Source organism: Microbacterium sp. ProA8 (genome assembly GCF_039905635.1).
GTDB classification, from domain to species: domain Bacteria; phylum Actinomycetota; class Actinomycetes; order Actinomycetales; family Microbacteriaceae; genus Microbacterium; species Microbacterium chionoecetis.
On record NZ_CP157000.1, the window covers coordinates 1,410,920 to 1,426,288 of the forward strand.

Annotated in this window: 16 protein-coding genes; 10 read left to right on the forward strand and 6 right to left on the reverse strand. The window is 70.7% G+C overall.

What is annotated here, in order from left to right; genetic code table 11:
- Positions 1–106: 106 nt before the first annotated feature.
- The 3 genes from secA to ABG085_RS05935 all read left to right on the forward strand — a co-directional run bounded on the left by secA (position 107) and on the right by ABG085_RS05935 (position 4,834).
- Positions 107–2,941 carry a preprotein translocase subunit SecA gene (secA, locus tag ABG085_RS05925; RefSeq protein ID WP_347978492.1) on the forward strand — a complete coding sequence of 945 codons (2,835 nt, stop codon included), beginning with the start codon at positions 107–109 and terminating at the stop codon, positions 2,939–2,941.
- 193 nt (positions 2,942–3,134) lie between these two features.
- A complete protein-coding gene (locus ABG085_RS05930) occupies positions 3,135–4,361 on the forward strand; it encodes a pyridoxal phosphate-dependent aminotransferase (protein WP_347978493.1) in 1,227 nt (408 codons plus the stop codon).
- Positions 4,362–4,477: 116 nt separating this feature from the next.
- Positions 4,478–4,834, forward strand: coding sequence for a hypothetical protein (locus tag ABG085_RS05935; RefSeq protein ID WP_347978494.1), 357 nt, complete (start codon positions 4,478–4,480; stop codon positions 4,832–4,834).
- An 81-nt stretch (positions 4,835–4,915) separates the two neighbouring features.
- On the opposite strand, the gene ABG085_RS05940 is transcribed toward ABG085_RS05935, so the two are convergent.
- Positions 4,916–5,353 (reverse strand): Rv3235 family protein, encoded by a 438-nt coding sequence (locus tag ABG085_RS05940; RefSeq protein ID WP_347978495.1) that lies wholly within the window; start codon positions 5,351–5,353, stop codon positions 4,916–4,918.
- Between the two features lie 129 nt (positions 5,354–5,482).
- Between ABG085_RS05940 and ABG085_RS05945 the strand changes: the two genes are divergently transcribed.
- Entirely contained in the window at positions 5,483–6,091 is a 609-nt protein-coding gene (locus ABG085_RS05945) for a hypothetical protein (protein ID WP_347978496.1), read from the forward strand.
- 57 nt (positions 6,092–6,148) lie between these two features.
- Here the strand turns inward: ABG085_RS05945 and ABG085_RS05950 are convergent, their stop codons facing one another.
- Positions 6,149–6,430 carry a helix-turn-helix domain-containing protein gene (locus ABG085_RS05950; protein ID WP_347978497.1) on the reverse strand — a complete coding sequence of 94 codons (282 nt, stop codon included), beginning with the start codon at positions 6,428–6,430 and terminating at the stop codon, positions 6,149–6,151.
- A gap of 98 nt (positions 6,431–6,528) precedes the next feature.
- On the opposite strand from ABG085_RS05950, the gene ABG085_RS05955 reads away from it, so the two are divergent.
- Genes ABG085_RS05955 through ABG085_RS05965 form a run of 3 tightly spaced genes read left to right on the forward strand, consistent with a single transcriptional unit; the run spans position 6,529 to position 9,979 of the window.
- Positions 6,529–7,161 carry an SAF domain-containing protein gene (locus ABG085_RS05955; RefSeq protein WP_347978498.1) on the forward strand — a complete coding sequence of 211 codons (633 nt, stop codon included), beginning with the start codon at positions 6,529–6,531 and terminating at the stop codon, positions 7,159–7,161.
- Positions 7,158–8,471: a P-loop NTPase gene (locus ABG085_RS05960; RefSeq protein WP_347978499.1), complete on the forward strand. Its 1,314-nt coding sequence runs from the start codon at positions 7,158–7,160 to the stop codon at positions 8,469–8,471. The genes ABG085_RS05955 and ABG085_RS05960 overlap by 4 nt, the downstream gene beginning before the upstream one ends.
- A 23-nt stretch (positions 8,472–8,494) precedes the next feature.
- Entirely contained in the window at positions 8,495–9,979 is a 1,485-nt protein-coding gene (locus ABG085_RS05965) for a histidine kinase N-terminal domain-containing protein (RefSeq protein ID WP_347978500.1), read from the forward strand.
- A 307-nt stretch (positions 9,980–10,286) separates the two neighbouring features.
- On the opposite strand, the gene ABG085_RS05970 is transcribed toward ABG085_RS05965, so the two are convergent.
- Positions 10,287–10,535, reverse strand: coding sequence for a WhiB family transcriptional regulator (locus ABG085_RS05970; RefSeq protein ID WP_018171995.1), 249 nt, complete (start codon positions 10,533–10,535; stop codon positions 10,287–10,289).
- 257 nt (positions 10,536–10,792) lie between these two features.
- Between ABG085_RS05970 and ABG085_RS05975 the strand changes: the two genes are divergently transcribed.
- Positions 10,793–11,212 carry a histidine kinase gene (locus tag ABG085_RS05975; RefSeq protein WP_347978501.1) on the forward strand — a complete coding sequence of 140 codons (420 nt, stop codon included), beginning with the start codon at positions 10,793–10,795 and terminating at the stop codon, positions 11,210–11,212.
- A gap of 48 nt (positions 11,213–11,260) precedes the next feature.
- Here the strand turns inward: ABG085_RS05975 and bcp are convergent, their stop codons facing one another.
- The 3 genes from bcp to aroA form a co-directional block, all read right to left on the reverse strand.
- Entirely contained in the window at positions 11,261–11,731 is a 471-nt protein-coding gene (gene bcp, locus ABG085_RS05980) for a thioredoxin-dependent thiol peroxidase (protein WP_347978502.1), read from the reverse strand.
- A 65-nt stretch (positions 11,732–11,796) separates the two neighbouring features.
- Positions 11,797–12,858 carry a ribosome small subunit-dependent GTPase A gene (gene rsgA / locus ABG085_RS05985; RefSeq protein ID WP_347978503.1) on the reverse strand — a complete coding sequence of 354 codons (1,062 nt, stop codon included), beginning with the start codon at positions 12,856–12,858 and terminating at the stop codon, positions 11,797–11,799.
- A gap of 63 nt (positions 12,859–12,921) precedes the next feature.
- On the reverse strand, positions 12,922–14,292 hold the full coding sequence (gene aroA / locus ABG085_RS05990) for a 3-phosphoshikimate 1-carboxyvinyltransferase (protein ID WP_347978504.1): 1,371 nt from the start codon (positions 14,290–14,292) through the stop codon (positions 12,922–12,924).
- 192 nt (positions 14,293–14,484) lie between these two features.
- Between aroA and ABG085_RS05995 the strand changes: the two genes are divergently transcribed.
- The gene (locus ABG085_RS05995) at positions 14,485–15,093 is read left to right on the forward strand and encodes a sigma-70 family RNA polymerase sigma factor (protein ID WP_204259993.1); all 609 of its coding nucleotides are present in this window, start codon (positions 14,485–14,487) and stop codon (positions 15,091–15,093) included.
- Positions 15,090–15,332 carry a zf-HC2 domain-containing protein gene (locus tag ABG085_RS06000; RefSeq protein WP_347978505.1) on the forward strand — a complete coding sequence of 81 codons (243 nt, stop codon included), beginning with the start codon at positions 15,090–15,092 and terminating at the stop codon, positions 15,330–15,332. The genes ABG085_RS05995 and ABG085_RS06000 overlap by 4 nt, the downstream gene beginning before the upstream one ends.
- The last annotated feature ends 37 nt before the right edge of the window (positions 15,333–15,369 follow it).

Genomic DNA, 15,369 nt, shown 5'->3' on the forward strand with positions numbered 1-15,369 from the left:
CAAGGTCACGGGTGGATAACATAGGCAGGTATGCCTGGGGCCATGCGCCCGGGCAGCATCGGCGGCGTCGCAGCCGCACCCCGAAGCCTGAAGATGGAGACACTCCGTGGCCAACCCCCTCGAGAAACTGCTTCGCGCCGGTGAGGGTCGCATCCTCCGGCGGCTCCAGCAGGTCGTGAAGGCCGTCGGCGCCCTGGAAGAGGACTACGAGCACCTCACCGACGAAGAGCTCCGGGGCGAGACCGCCGAGCTGCGGGCCCGATACGAGGCCGGCGAGACACTCGACCAGCTCATGCCCGAGGCGTTCGCCGCCGTCCGCGAGGCGGCCAAGCGCACGCTGGGCCAGCGCGCCTACGACGTGCAGATCATGGGCGGCGCGGCACTGCACCTCGGAAACATCGCCGAGATGAAGACCGGTGAGGGCAAGACGCTCACCGGCGCCTTCCCCGTCTACCTCAACGCGATCGCCGGCCAGGGCGTCCACGTCGTCACCGTCAACGACTACCTCGCGTCGTACCAGTCCGAACTCATGGGCCGCATCTACCGCGCGCTCGGCATGACCACCGGCACGATCGTCGCCGGGCAGACACCGGAAGTGCGCCGCGAGCAGTACAACTCGGACATCACCTACGGCACCAACAACGAGTTCGGCTTCGACTACCTGCGCGACAACATGGCGTGGCGCAAGGAAGACCTCGTGCAGCGCGGGCACTTCTACGCGATCGTCGACGAGGTCGACTCGATCCTCATCGACGAGGCGCGCACCCCGCTCATCATCTCGGGTCCGTCGTCGGGTGAGGCGAACCGCTGGTTCGTCGAGTTCGCGAAGATCGCCAAGACCCTCGAGGCGGGCGTGGACTACGAGGTCGACGAGAAGAAGCGCACGATCGGCGTCCTCGAGCCCGGCATCGAGAAGGTCGAGGACTACCTCGGCATCGACAACCTGTACGAGTCGGCGAACACGCCGCTCATCTCGTTCCTGAACAACTCGATCAAGGCGCTCGCGCTCTTCAAGCGCGACACCGACTACGTCGTCATGAACGACGAGGTCATGATCGTCGACGAGCACACCGGCCGCATCCTGGTCGGCCGCCGCTACAACGAGGGCATCCACCAGGCGATCGAGGCCAAGGAGGCCGTGCCGGTCAAGGCCGAGAACCAGACGCTCGCCACCGTCACGCTGCAGAACTACTTCCGCCTGTACGACAAGCTCGCCGGCATGACCGGTACCGCCGAGACCGAGGCGGCCGAGTTCATGTCGACCTACCAGCTCGGCGTCGTGCCGATCCCGACGAACAAGCCGATGATCCGCAAGGACCAGGCCGACCTCGTCTACAAGAACGAGACGGCGAAGTTCGCCCAGGTCGTCGAAGACATCGCCCGCCGGCACGAGTCCGGCCAGCCGGTGCTGGTCGGCACCGTGAGCGTCGAGAAGAGCGAGTACCTGTCGCGACTGCTCGCGAAGAAGGGCATCAAGCACGAGGTCCTGAACGCGAAGAACCACGCGCGCGAGGCCGAGATCGTCGCCCGCGCCGGGCGCCTGGGCTCCGTGACCGTCGCGACCAACATGGCCGGCCGCGGCACCGACATCATGCTCGGCGGAAACGCCGAGTTCCTGGCGGTGCAGGAGCTCAAGGCCAAGGGGCTCGACCCGGAGGAGACTCCGGAGGAGTACGAGGCTGCGTGGGGCTCCGTCTACGAGGCGACCCGCGACCTCGTGGCGTCCGAGGCGACCAAGGTCGTCGAGGCCGGCGGCCTCTACGTGCTCGGCACCGAGCGCCATGAGTCGCGCCGCATCGACAACCAGCTGCGCGGTCGCTCCGGCCGTCAGGGCGACCCGGGCGAGAGCCGCTTCTACCTCTCGCTGACGGACGACCTCATGCGGCTGTTCCAGTCGGGCGCGGCCGAGGCGATCATCGCCCGCACGAACTTCCCCGACGACGTCGCGATCGAATCCGGCATGGTCACGCGCGCGATCAAGTCCGCGCAGAGCCAGGTCGAGGCGCGCAACGCCGAGATCCGCAAGAACGTCCTCAAGTACGATGACGTCCTCAACCGGCAGCGCGAGGCGATCTACTCCGACCGCCGCCACATCCTGCAGGGCGACGACATCGCCGACCGCGTGCAGCACTTCATCGAAGACGCGATCAACACCGTCATCGACGACCACACCGGGTCGGGTCACAGCGAGAACTGGGACTTCGACGCGCTGTGGACCGAGCTGAAGACGCTCTACCCGGTCGGTGTGACGATCGACGAGGTCGTCGCCGAGGCCGCGGGACGCAAGGGCGGCATCACGGCGGAAGGGCTCAAGCGCGAGATCCTCTCCGACGCGCGCATCGCGTACGAGACGCGCCAGAACACGCTCGGTGAGGCGGCGACCCGTGAACTCGAGCGCCGCGTGGTGCTGCAGGTGCTCGACCGCCGCTGGCGCGACCACCTGTACGAGATGGACTACCTCAAGGACGGCATCGGCCTGCGCGCCATGGCCCAGCGCGACCCGCTGATCGAGTACCAGCGCGAGGGCTACCAGATGTTCCAGGCCATGATGGGGCAGATCAAGGAGGAGTCGGTCGGCTACCTCTACAACCTCGAGGTCGAGGTGCGCCGTCAGGGCGAGGCCGGCGCCGAGCAGGTCACCCAGGTCGAGGCCAAGGGCCTCGGTGCGCAGCCGGTCGAGAGCCAGCGCCTGCAGTACACCGCGGCGAACGACGCCGGCGAGGTCGAGGTGCGCAACGACCGCGGGCAGGTCGAGCAGGCGGCGACGCGGCTGCGTCAGGCCGCGGCCGCTGCTGCCGCCACGCCGGCGCAGCAGCAGGCCCCCGCGGCCGAGCCGCAGCGCGGCGCCTTCGGCCAGCGGACGGATGCCGACGCCCCGGCGGCGCAGCAGGCTCCGCTGAACCGCGCCCAGCGCCGCGCTGCCGAGCAGCGCAAGAAGTAGCGGCGTCGCGGCCCGGCGTGAACGCCGGGCCGCGGCATCCGCTCGCCCGCAACAGGTGTTCCGGCGTAGGCAGGACGATCTCGCGCAGAGCGACGTGTACTCGCCGGAACACCTGCTCTCGGTGAGGGGCGTGGGCGTCGGCCGAGCCACGGGGCGTCCATTGGCCCTCGGCGGCCGCGGATATCCTGAAGCGATGAGTCCCCTCCGCACCCTCGATCAGTCGAGCAAGCTCCAGAACGTTCTCTATGAGATCCGTGGGCAGGCGCTGGCCGAGGCCGACCGGCTGGAGGACGAGGGCTACACGATCCTCAAGCTCAACACCGGCAATCCGGCGGTGTTCGGCTTCGAGGCGCCCTTCCAGATCGTGCGCGACATGATCGAGGCGGTCCCGCACGCCCACGGCTACAGCGACAGCAAGGGCATCATGTCGGCCCGGCGCGCCGTCGTCTCTCGGTACGAGCAGGTGCCCGGCTTCCCGCAGTTCGACCCCGACGACGTGTACCTGGGCAACGGCGTCTCCGAGCTCATCACGATGACGATGCAGGCGCTGCTCGACGAGGGCGACGAGGTCCTCATCCCGGCGCCGGACTACCCGCTGTGGACCGCGATGACGAGCCTCGCCGGCGGCACGCCGGTGCACTACCGCTGCGATCCCGACGACGACTGGCAGCCCGATCTCGAGGACATCCGCGCGAAGGTGACGCCGCGCACCAAGGCGATCGTGGTGATCAACCCCAACAACCCCACGGGCGCGGTGTACACCCGCGAAGTGCTCCAGGGGATCGTCGAGATCGCGCGCGAGAACTCGCTGCTGCTGCTCTCGGACGAGATCTACGACCGGATCCTCTTCGACGATGCAGAGCACATCCCGCTCGCCACGCTCGCGCCCGACCTCCTGTGCCTGACCTTCAACGGCCTCTCGAAGACCTATCGGGTCGCGGGCTATCGGTCGGGCTGGCTCGTGATCACCGGCCCCAAGAGGCATGCGGCGGGTTTTCTCGAGGGCATCCAGCTGCTCGCCTCGACCCGGCTGTGCCCGAACGTCCCCGCTCAGCACGCGGTGCAGGCGGCCTTGTCGGGGGTGCAGTCGATCGACGCGCTCATCGCCCCCGAGGGCCGGCTCCACGAACAGCGGGATGCCGCGTGGGCAGGCCTCGAGCGCATCCCCGGCGTGACCTGCTCCAAGCCGAAGGGCGCGCTCTACGCCTTCCCCCGTCTCGACCCGAACGTGTATGAGATCCGCGACGACGCCAAACTCGTCTACGACTTCCTCGTCGCCGAGCATGTGCTCCTCGTGCAGGGGACGGGCTTCAACTGGCCCACCCCCGATCATCTGCGCATCGTCACGCTCCCGGAGGCCCGGGTGCTCTCGGAGGCGATCGAGCGGCTCGGCAACTTCCTGTCGTCCTACAAGCAATGAGGCTGCGGGTCTGCTCGGCGAGCGGGCCCGCAGATGAGCTGGGGGAGAGGATGCCGCGGGCCGCGGCATCCGTCAAGAGCCTCGCCGACAGCCGGCCGTCGACATAGCGTCGCAGCATGTCCATCGAACTGAACCAGCCGGCGCTGCGCCACGCGCGAGCGCTCATCCGGGACGGCAAGGTCGTGCGCGACGAACGCGACGATTGGTCGGAAGCGGCACCCACAGCCGACGAGGAGAACTCGTTCATCGAGCGAGAAGGATGGACCCAGTACTCCCACTGGCATCTCGGGGTCGACCGACGTGAGAACGATGAGACCAAGAAGGCGTACTCGTTCCCCTTCGGCGACTTCACGCGCGTGCATCGATCCGGCGTGATCTCGGCCGAGAGCCGCGCCGGCCAATACGACCACTACGAGATCCGCGACGCGCTGCGGGCGCTCCTCGAGCTCATCGACAAGGACAAGGGGGACTGACGGCGGGGCCGGCCGCATCGTCGAGGCCGGCTCCGCCGCCGGGTCAGCTGCCGCGTGGTCCGCGGCGGAGGGTGCGCGCTCTCAGAGGAGCGCGAGCGATGTCGCGCGCCAGCGCCCGTCCATGCCCTCGATGCGCACCGCGAGCGCTCGAGTGCGCGCGGGACCCCGCACGACGACGACCGCTTCGATGATGCCGTCGGCGGGCGAGGACTCGTGCACCGACAGGATCGTGTGCACCGGTCGCCTGGCCGCGACGCCGCGCGCGCTGCGCGCTCTGGCCGCCAGGTTCGCCCGGGCGACGAGCTTGCGGTACGCGTCCTCGGTGAGCCAGCGTGCCAGCTGGTCGACCTCGCGTACACCGGCGAAGACCTCGAGCACGCCGACGGTGAGGTTGCGCAGGAAGGGCTCCGGCACGGGGAGCGCTGTGGAGGGCGTCCGCTGCGGCGCGAAGAACTCCGCGAGCTGCGTACTGCGGAACGCGTGGGGTGCGCGGGCGGGGCCCGCGGGCATCGTTGCCATGGGTTCCTATCTCGACAGGGGGGATGTCTTCCGCACAGTAGAACACACGGCGAACTCACAGGAAAATCGGCCCGGCTCGCCTGTGGATAACTCGCCGGGCGAATCCGTGGCCTGCCCTACTCTCACTGAGTGCGCTGGGACCGATTCTTCGACGACCTCGAGGATCAGCTCGCGTCCGAGTGGGAGGCCGAGCGCGCCGCCCTCGATACGGAGGCCGAGCGTCTGCGTCTCTCGCGCGTGCAGCTCGCGGAGCGGCTGACCCTGCTCACGGCACGGGACACGCCCGCCCCTGTCGTGGCGTCGTTCGACCTCGCGGACGGCGCGACCGTGCGCGCCGTGGTCACGGGAGTGGGCGCCGACTGGGTGGCGCTTGCGCTGGCGGAGGGTCCCGGCGGCGCGGTGATCGTGCCGTTCCCGGCGATCTCGTCGATCGGGATGCCGCATGCCGACCTCCTTCGCACCGCACGGCCGGCGCCGCCTCGATCGCCGCTCGCCGACCGGCTGACCTTCGGGTTCGTGCTGCGCGACCTCGTACGGCGCCGTGCCGGAGTTGCCGTGCACCTCGTCTCGGGGCGCCTGCTCACGGGCACGATCGATCGCGCCGGCGCCGACCACCTGGACCTGGCGCTGCACGAGGCCGGAGCGCCACGGCGGAGCGACGCCGTCGCGGGCTACCGCCTGGTGCCGTTCAGTTCGATCGCCTGGATCCGGGCCGACGAGGCGCCCTCGCTTCCCTGACCGACCATCGGATCGCCCCCGGGCGGCGTCGGCAGCCACACCGGGAGATGCGCCGCCTCAGTCCTGCTTGCGGACGAAGCCGCTGCCCCACAGTTCCGGGAAGCTGGCGGTCTGCGACTGCCGCCACAGCGCCATCCGCCGCGCCTCCTCGGCCTGCTCGTCGAGGTATTCGCTCACGCTCGCCGCCTCCACGCGCCAGCGTGCGGGAGCACCCACCCGAAGGCCGCGCAGGCGACCTTCCAGCACGAGTGCCATGACCTCGTCGACGGAGACGCCGAGCACCTCGCCCACCTGGGCGGGGGCGAGCAGACGCACGTTCGACGTCGGGTCATCGGACATGCCCCCATTATGGACCCGCCTCCTTGATGAGGCTCCGGGCCCCCGCGCCCTGTGGATAACGGCCGACGTCGTCTGGCCGAGTCGAGGACGATGGATCCATGACGGCCCACAGCGACCCTGTCCGAACCCCGCGACGCGCCTTCTGGGGCGACGCGCGCTTCTTTCTCGGCGTGCTCCTCGTGGCGGCATCCGTGATCGGCGTGTGGCTCGTGGTCTCGGCCGCACGGCAGACGGTGCCGGTGTACGCGGCCGCCCACACGATCGTGCCCGGCGAGGCGATCGGCGCCGGCGACTTCACGGTGGTCGACGTCGCGCTCGGGCCGCTGGCGGGCACCTACCTCACCGCCGACGACCTCGACGGGGCGCAGGTCGCGACGCGCACGATCGAGGCGGGCGAGCTGGTGCCGGCGGCATCCGTCGGCGATCCGTCCGACGCGCGCACCACGAGCGTCGTCGTCCGCAGCGCCGTCGACGTGCCGGCGTCCGTCGAGGCAGGCACCGTCGTCGAGCTGTGGTCCGCTCCGCTCCTCGAGCAGGGCGCCTACGACGAGCCGCGCATCCTCGTCGCGGATGCGACCGTGGTGTCGGTGACGCGCGACGAGTCGATGATGGGCGGCGGTGCTGCCGCGCTCGAACTGGTCATCCCCCGGGCGGACGTGCCGGCGACGCTCGCCGCGATGTCCGACGAGTCGGCCCTCTCGATCGTGCCGACCATGGGCGCCGGCTCATGAGGGTCGTCGTGGCGGTGGACGACGCGGGGCTGCTGGTCGACGGACTGCGCCGCGAGGGCATCGACGTGATCGCGGTGGTCGCGGCCGCGGCACCCGCCCTCGCCGCGGCGGACGGGATGCTGGGCATCGACGCCGAGACGCTGCTGCGCGCCCTCGCCGACGCCGACGCCCTGGTCGTCTCGGTGTCGCGCGCGACCATATCGCCGACCGTCGTCGCCCTCTGCGACCGTGCGGGCACGCGCGTTCTGCCGCTGGTCGAGGATGCGGCGGGGGAGCGGGTCGCCGCGGCGTGCGGGCTGGAAGCCCCGCTCAGCAGGCAGATCGAGCCGTGGCGCATCGCCGAGGCGCTCTCGGCCGCACCGGCTGCGTCGGCGCCCTCGCCCGCACCCCGCGCGCAGCCGCGCGTGATCGCCGTCTGGGGAGCGGCCGGCGCCCCCGGGCGTTCCACGGTCGCCACCGAGCTCGCCGTCGAGCTCGCACGCGGGGGCCGCCACGTGGCGCTGGTCGACGCCGACACCCACGCGCCGTCGCTCGCGCTCACGCTGGGCCTCGCCGACGAGGGGCCGGGCTTCGCCGCGGCCTGCCGGCAGGCCGAGCTCGGCGGCCTCGACGCCCGCGAGCTCACCCGCATCGCGGTGCCGCTCGGCCGCACCGGTGTCGACGTCCTCACCGGCATCAACCGACCGTCGCGCTGGCCCGAGCTGAGCGACCGGCGCGTGGCCGCGGCGCTCGCCGCCTGCCGCGAATGGGCGGACTACACGGTGGTCGACGTGGCATCGTCGCTCGAGCGCGACGAAGAGATCGTGAGCGACCTCGACGGTCCCCGGCGAAACGCCGCCACCCTCGCCGCGTTGCGCAGCGCGGATCTCGTCGTCGCGGTCGTGGCCGCCGATCCCGTCGGCATCGCCCGGTTCCTGCGCGGTCACGCAGATCTGCGCGCGACCATCGGGGCGACCCCTGTGGCCGTCGTGGCGAACCGCCTGCGGCCTGGCACCCTCGGCATCGACGCCCGCGGGCAGGTGCGGCGCACCCTCGACCGGTTCGGCGGCATCGAAGACGTCTGGTTCCTGCCGCAGGATGCCAGATCGACGGATGCCGCGATCCTCGCATCGCTGCCGATCGCCGAGGTCGCGCCGCGCGCGCCGCTCACCCTGGCGGTGCGTCGCTTCGTGGGCGAGGCGGTCGTGCCCGCGCCCGAGCCGCAGCGGGCGGCGAGCGGCGGCCGCCGCGGCGTCGGCAGGGGGCGCAGCCGTCGCGCCGCGCGGCCCGGCGCCGACGAGGTCGCTCGTGTCGGCGCGCCGGTGGGGTGAGTCCGGCGCTCTAGGCTGGATGCGTGTCGACCCTCAGCGATCTCGTCTACGCCCAGGGCCGCTCCAGCGAAGAAGACGTGGAGTGGCTGCACCGTCTCGCGGGGGATGGTCAGCTCCTCGCCGATCTGGCGTTCGCCGACATCGTGCTCTGGGTGCCGACATCCGACGACTCGTTCGTCGCCGTCGCCCACACTCGGCCGGGGGGCGCGGCCACGCTCTTCTACCGCGACATCGTCGGCGACCGGGTGCGGCCGCAGTGGCGCACGCAGGTGCGCGAGGCGTTCCAGTCCGGCGGCATCGTCGACTCCTCCTCGCCCGACTGGTTCGAAGAGACGCCGACGCGGGTGCGCGCCGTTCCCGTCACGCGCAAGCGCGGCACAGCCGCGATGGTGATCGGGGTGCTCACCCGGCACACGAACCTCGGCGAGGCGCGCATCCCCTCGCGCCAGCAGATCACGTTCAACGACTGCGCGGACGACCTGTTCGGGATGATCGCGTCGGGCGACTTCCCCGACCTCGCCGCGCCCACTTCGCCGCGCCGCGGCGCCCCTCGCGCATCCGACGGCCTGGTGCGGCTCGACGTGGACGGCATCACGACGTTCGCGAGCCCCAACGCGCTGTCGGCCTTCAACCGGCTCGGGTTCGACGATGAGCTCGAGGGGGAGTCGCTCGTCGAGGTCGTCACCGCCATCCTGCCGACGAAGCGCCAGTTCGACGAGTCGCTGCCGGTCGTCGTGACCGGCCGCGCGCCCTGGCGCGCCGACCTCGAGGCACGGGGCGTGACGGTGTCGCTGCGCACCATCCCGCTGCGCGATCACGGCACGCGAATCGGCGCCATCGTGCTGTGCCGCGACGTGACCGAGATCCGCCACCAGGAGCAGGAGCTCATCACCAAGGACGCCACGATCCGCGAGATCCACCACCGCGTCAAGAACAACCTGCAGACCGTCGCGTCGCTGCTGCGCATCCAGGCGCGTCGCTCGCATTCCGAAGAGGCGCGCGAAGCGCTCACGCAGGCGATGCGCCGCGTGTCGGCCATCGCCGTCGTGCACGACACCCTGTCCGAGGGACTGGCGCAGAACGTCGATTTTGACGAGGTGTTCGCCCGCGTCCTGAAGCTCGTGGCCGAAGTCGCGGCGGCTCCCAACACTCGGGCCCGCACGCACTCGTCCGGACGCTTCGGCACCCTTCCGAGCGAGTACGCCACGCCCCTCGCACTCGCCCTCACCGAGCTCGTCACCAACGCGGTCGAGCACGGGCTGGCCGGCCAGGAGGGCGACGTCGAGATCATCGCCGAACGCGGCGACGAGCGGCTCGAGGTGCGCGTGCGCGACACGGGCTCGGGGCTTCCGGAAGGCCAGGTCGGCCGGGGTCTCGGCACCCAGATCGTGCGCACGCTGATCCAGGGCGAGCTCGGCGGCACGATCGACTGGCACACGATCATGGGCAGCGGCACCGAAGTGACGATCGACATTCCGCTGCGCTACATCGACCGCACCCCCGGCTGAGCGCGAGAAACGGATGCCGCTGCGCCCGGTGGCGCCGCGTTCGGCGAGCCTCGGGCCGGCGTGGCACGACCCCGGTGTGCCAGCCCGGCGTCAGCCTGCGCCGCCGGCATCCGTCGGTGTTGGTTCTCCTCACCGAGCCAGGGGATGAGCGGCGAGACCCGGGACATCGCCCTCGGTTTGGACGGAAATCTCCGGGTTCGCCAAGCAGCGGCCTCGGCAGCAGGAGCGTGGACGCTCCGGTGCGCGCCGGCCGCACACGCGACGACACCCGGCCGCCGAGGCGGCCGGGTGTCGTCGTGAGAATGCGTCAGGAGGCGCGGCGGGCGCGAGCGGCGCGGCGCTTCAGGGCGCGGCGCTCGTCCTCGGAGAGGCCTCCCCACACGCCCGAGTCCTGTCCGGTCTCGAGGGCGTATTGCAGGCAGATCTCGGTGACTGTGCATCGAGCACACACCGACTTGGCCTTCTCGATCTGATCGACGGCCGGACCGGTGTTCCCAACGGGGAAGAACAGTTCGGGGTCGACGGTCAGGCAGGCGGCCTTGTCGCGCCAGTCCATGGTGGTGCTCCTTGTAACAGAGGGGTGGGATTCGGGTTCGGTTCGGGTCCGATACCCTGTGGGATGTGCGAGATTGACTCGCCCCACGTCGCTGTGGGAGCACACGGCTTCACCAATCGTCCCATAGCGGTTTACCTGAATCAAGGGTTGATCGGCGGGTTTGTGTAGGACTTGCTGAGTGTTCCCCATGTGGTGTGGAGGGTTCGCACAAATCACTGACCGGCGCGAGAGGGAGTCGACGGAGAATGCGGACAAACGTGTCCGGAAGGATCGCCGCGGTGCTGGTCGGGCTCGAGGGACTGGGCCTGACGGCGCTCACGGTGCGCGAGATCGTCGCGATCGCGGCGGGCGACACCGGCTCGATCGCGAGTGCGATCGCGCTCGCCGTGCTGACACTCGTGGGCGCCGCGGCCGTGCTCGCCTTCGCCGTGGCCATCTGGCGCGGCCAGTCGTGGGGTCGCTCCGGCGGCATCGTGACACAGCTGCTGATCCTGGCGGTCGCCTTCGGTGCCGCCACCGGCAGCTTCGCCGATCCGTCGACAGCTTGGGCGCTCGCCATCCCGGCGCTCATCGTGCTGGTGCTGCTCGTGCTGGCCGTGCGCGACGCCGGACGTGCAGCACGCCGGCAGGACGGCCGCGAGACCGACGGCGATGCGCCGAGTGCGGCATCCCGCTGATCCCGGCACCGCACCGACGGCTCTGCCGCCGTCGCGCAGAGTGAGGCGTCAGACGCCGAGGAGTGCGCGGACGCGAGCCACGTGACCGGTCGCGCGCACGTTGTACAGCGCGTGTGCGATGCGTCCCTTCTCATCGATCACGAAGGTGGAACGGATGACCCCCATGAACGTCTTGCCGTAGTTGACCTTCTCGCCCCAGACGGCGTACTTCTCGTGCACCTTGTGGTCGGGGTCGCTGAGGAGGTCGTAGGTCAGGCGGTCGCGCTCGCGGAATCGCCGGAGCTTCTCGGGCTGGTCGCGCGAGATGCCGAGGATCGTGTAGCCGGCCGCCTGCAGCGGAGCGAGGCTGTCGCGGAAGTCGCAGGCCTCCTTGGTGCAGCCGGGCGTCATCGCCTCGGGATAGAAGAAGAGGATCACCGGCCCGCCCCGGAGGTCCTTCAGCGTCACGGCCCGCTCATCCTGGTCGACGAGGGTGAAGGCGGGGGCGAGGGAGCCGGGTTCGAGGCGCGTCGTGGTCACCGTTCCACTCTAGGCGCGGGCCCGTCGGCGAATGGCTGAGCCGGCCGGGGAGGTGGGGCGGCCGCCTACGAGCTGGTCTTGTGCGACTTCTCGGCGAACGTCTCGAGGAGTCGCTGCAGGGAGTCGAGGCGTGCCGGCCCGCCGGGGCCGAGACGTCCCTCTTCGACGGCCTCGACGATGGCGCAGTCGGGGGCGTCCGGCAGGTGCGTGCAGCCGCGGGGGCACTCCTCGGCGACCTCGGCGAGGTCGGTGAACGCGCGCAGGATGTTGGCGGGATCGACGTGGCCGAGGCCGAACGAGCGGACCCCGGGTGTGTCGATCACCCAGCCGTTGCCGCCCTCGCCCCGATAGCGCAGCGACACGGTGGAGCTGGAGGTGTGACGCCCGCGCCCGGTCACCACGTTGACGTGTCCGGTCGCGCGTCGCGCGTCCGGCACGAGGGCGTTGACGAGCGTCGACTTGCCGACGCCCGAGTGCCCGACGAACACGGTCGAGTGCCCCTCGAGCGCTGCGCCGATCCGCCCGAGGGGCATCTCGTCGCGCCCGCTCGTGAACACCACGAGGTCCAGCCCTTCGAAGTGCGAGAGGAACGCCGCGGGGTCGGCGATGTCGGTCTTCGTCACGACAAGAAGCGGACGGATGCCGGCATCCAGCGCCGCCACGAGGTAGCGGTCGACGAGCCGCGGGCGGGGTTCGGGGTCTGCGGCGGCGACCACGACGAGCATCTGGTCGGCGTTGGCGACGACGACGCGCTCCACCTGGTCGGTGTCGTCGGCGCTGCGCCGCAGCAGCGATGTGCGCTCCTCGATGCCGACGATGCGCGCGAGGGTGCCCTCGTCGCCCGTGGCGTCGCCCACGACGCGAGCACGGTCGCCCGTGACGATCGGGCTCTTGCGCAGCTCCCGCGCGCGGACGGCGAGCACGGTCCGCTCATCGGGCAGGTCCTCGTCGAGGAGAACCGTGTAGCGACCGCGGTCGACGCCGAGTACGCGGGCGATCTGGGCGTCGCTGTGCGCCGGCCGCCGCTTCGTGCGAGGGCGGTTGGCCTTGGGGTTGGGTCGCACCCGGATGTCGGCCTCGTCGAACTCGGAATCGTCGTCGTCGTCGAGGTCGTCGAGCCAGCTCATGCCGTCGTCCTGGGTCGCTTCACCGTGTCACCCCGATCGCTCCGCCACCGACTCCGCTGCCGCTCACGAGGCGCGCATCGTCTCCTCGGAGACGCCGTCCGCGTGCTCGCCGTCGAGCATGCGCTGCCAGATCTGCGGGAACTCCGGCATCGTCTTCGCCGTGGTGCCGATGTCGTCGACCTCGACGCCGGGCACGGCGAGTCCGATGAGCGCACCGGTCGTCGCCATGCGGTGGTCGTGCATGGCATGCCACACGCCGCCGCGCAGCGGCCGCGGCACGATGCGGATGCCGTCGGGCAGCTCTTCCGCCTCGCCGCCGAGGCCACGCAGTTCGGCGACCAGTGCCGCGATCCGGTCGGTCTCGTGCCCGCGGATGTGACCGATGCCGTGGAGGGTCGAGGGCGACTCGGCGAAGGCCGCGAGCGCGAAGATCGTCGGGGTGAGCTCGCCCGCCGCCGACAGGTCGAGGTCGACGCCCTGGATGCCGGTGCCCCCGGTGACGGTGAGTGCGCCGCCGCGACGGACGACGCGGGCGCCCATCAGCGACAGGATCTCGGTGAGCATGGCGCCGGGCTGGGTGGAGTGGGCCGGCCAACCGGTGACCGACACGGATCCGCCGACGATCATCGCCGCAGCGAGGAACGGCGCCGCGTTGGACAGGTCGGGTTCGATCGCGACATCCTTGCCGCGGACGGGACCTGCCGGCACGATCCACTCGCCGACGCCCGGACGCTCGACGTGCACACCGCGGTGCGCGAGGGCCTCGACGGTCATGTCGATGTGCGGAATGCTCGGAAGCCGCTCGCCCGCGTGGCGCAGCTGCAGACCGACGTCGAAGCGCGGCGCGGCGAGCAGCAGGCCCGAGACGAACTGGCTCGAGGCGCTGGCGTCGATGGTGACCTCGCCCCCGCGCACGTGGCCGTGCCCGCGGATGATGAAGGGCAGGGCCCAGTGGCCGCCGTCGTCGATGTCGACGCCGACGTCGCGCAGCGCGGTGATCATGGCGCCCATGGGGCGGTGGAGGGCGCTCTCGTGCGCGGTGAGCGTGACATCGCCGCGGGCGAAACCGCCCAGCCCGGCGACGAACCGCATGACGGTGCCGGCCTGACCGCAGTCCACCTCGGTGTCGCCGTGCATCGGCCACACCGGGGTCACCTCGATGTCGTCGCCGTACAGTCCGGTGCCGGGAACGAGCTCGATGCCGACGCCGAGCGAACGCAGGGCGTCGATCATGCGCGCCGAATCGTCGGAGTGCAGCGGCGCGATGAGGCGGCTCGGGGCGTCGGCGAGTGCGGCGAGGATGAGCTCGCGATTCGTCAGGGATTTCGAGGCGGGGACGGTCACCGTCGCATGCAGCGGGCCGTCTGCGACGGGAGCGTGCCAATGGCCGCGCTCGATCGGCGCGGAGGTCGGGGAATACGCGTCGGCTGTCATCGGGTTCTACCCTACTGAACGGCTCCGGAACGACGCGTAATGCACGTCGACACGGGCCGCGAGCCACCCACCGAACGGAGCTGGATGTTCGCCACTCTCGACCGCCTCGACCTCGAGGCGCCGCTGCTGCACAGCGGGCCCGTCGCGCCGGTCCCCGGCGGCCTGGAGGCCGCCGCCGTAGACTGGCGCGTGATGAGCGACCCGATCGACCAGACGGACCAGGTGCAGGATCCGCGCGCGCAGTTCGAAGAGCAGGCACTGCCCTTCATGGACCAGCTGTACGCCGCCGCCATGCGCATGACTCGCAACCCCGCGGACGCGGCCGACCTCGTGCAGGAGACCTTCGTCAAGGCTTTCGCCTCGTGGAAGACGTTCACGCAGGGCACGAACCTCAAGGCGTGGCTGTACCGCATCCTGACCAACACCTACATCAACACCTATCGCAAGAAGCAGCGCGAGCCGTACCAGGGCACGATCGATGACCTCGAGGACTGGCAGCTCGGCGGTGCCGAGTCGACCACTGCGTCGAGCACCCGCTCGGCCGAGGCCGAGGCGATCGACCACATGCCCGCGTCGGTCGTGAAGGACGCGCTGCAGTCCATCCCGGAGGATTTCCGGCTGGCGGTGTACCTCGCCGACGTCGAGGGCTTCGCCTACCAGGAGATCGCCGACATCATGAAGACCCCCATCGGCACGGTCATGAGCCGTCTGCATCGTGGCAGGCGGATGCTTCGTGAACTGCTGGCCGACTACGCAAAAGAGCGCGGCATCGCGACTGCCGCCACGAGGAGCACGAAATGACCGACTGCGGCTGTGAGAAGGCCCGGCGCGACCTGGAGGAGTACCTGCGCCACGAGGTCTGCAAGACCGAACAGGGCGACATCGCCGAGCACCTCGAGAACTGTGCGAGCTGCCGCGACGAGGCTCTCGTCGCACGGACCCTGACCGAGGTGGTCGCCCGGGCCTGCAAGGAGAGCGCACCCGAAGAGCTGCGCGATCAGGTGCTGGCCAAGCTGCGGGCGGTTCAGGCGACGCACTGACGGCTGGCGTTCGCCGCGGTGCGGCGGGCACGGTGGT

Bases quoted from the DNA above. Each gene is read 5' to 3' on its own strand.
- ABG085_RS05940 (WP_347978495.1), bottom strand. From the start codon at position 5,353: ATGGCAACGATGCCCGCGGGCCCCGCCCGCGCACCCCACGCGTTCCGC.
- rsgA (WP_347978503.1), bottom strand. From the start codon at position 12,858: ATGAGCTGGCTCGACGACCTCGACGACGACGACGATTCCGAGTTCGAC.
- ABG085_RS05995 (WP_204259993.1), top strand. From the start codon at position 14,485: ATGAGCGACCCGATCGACCAGACGGACCAGGTGCAGGATCCGCGCGCG.
- ABG085_RS05955 (WP_347978498.1), top strand. From the start codon at position 6,529: ATGACGGCCCACAGCGACCCTGTCCGAACCCCGCGACGCGCCTTCTGG.
- ABG085_RS05930 (WP_347978493.1), top strand. From the start codon at position 3,135: ATGAGTCCCCTCCGCACCCTCGATCAGTCGAGCAAGCTCCAGAACGTT.
- aroA (WP_347978504.1), bottom strand. From the start codon at position 14,292: ATGACAGCCGACGCGTATTCCCCGACCTCCGCGCCGATCGAGCGCGGC.
- ABG085_RS05960 (WP_347978499.1), top strand. From the start codon at position 7,158: ATGAGGGTCGTCGTGGCGGTGGACGACGCGGGGCTGCTGGTCGACGGA.
- ABG085_RS05970 (WP_018171995.1), bottom strand. From the start codon at position 10,535: ATGGACTGGCGCGACAAGGCCGCCTGCCTGACCGTCGACCCCGAACTG.
- ABG085_RS05935 (WP_347978494.1), top strand. From the start codon at position 4,478: ATGTCCATCGAACTGAACCAGCCGGCGCTGCGCCACGCGCGAGCGCTC.
- ABG085_RS05950 (WP_347978497.1), bottom strand. From the start codon at position 6,430: ATGTCCGATGACCCGACGTCGAACGTGCGTCTGCTCGCCCCCGCCCAG.
- ABG085_RS06000 (WP_347978505.1), top strand. From the start codon at position 15,090: ATGACCGACTGCGGCTGTGAGAAGGCCCGGCGCGACCTGGAGGAGTAC.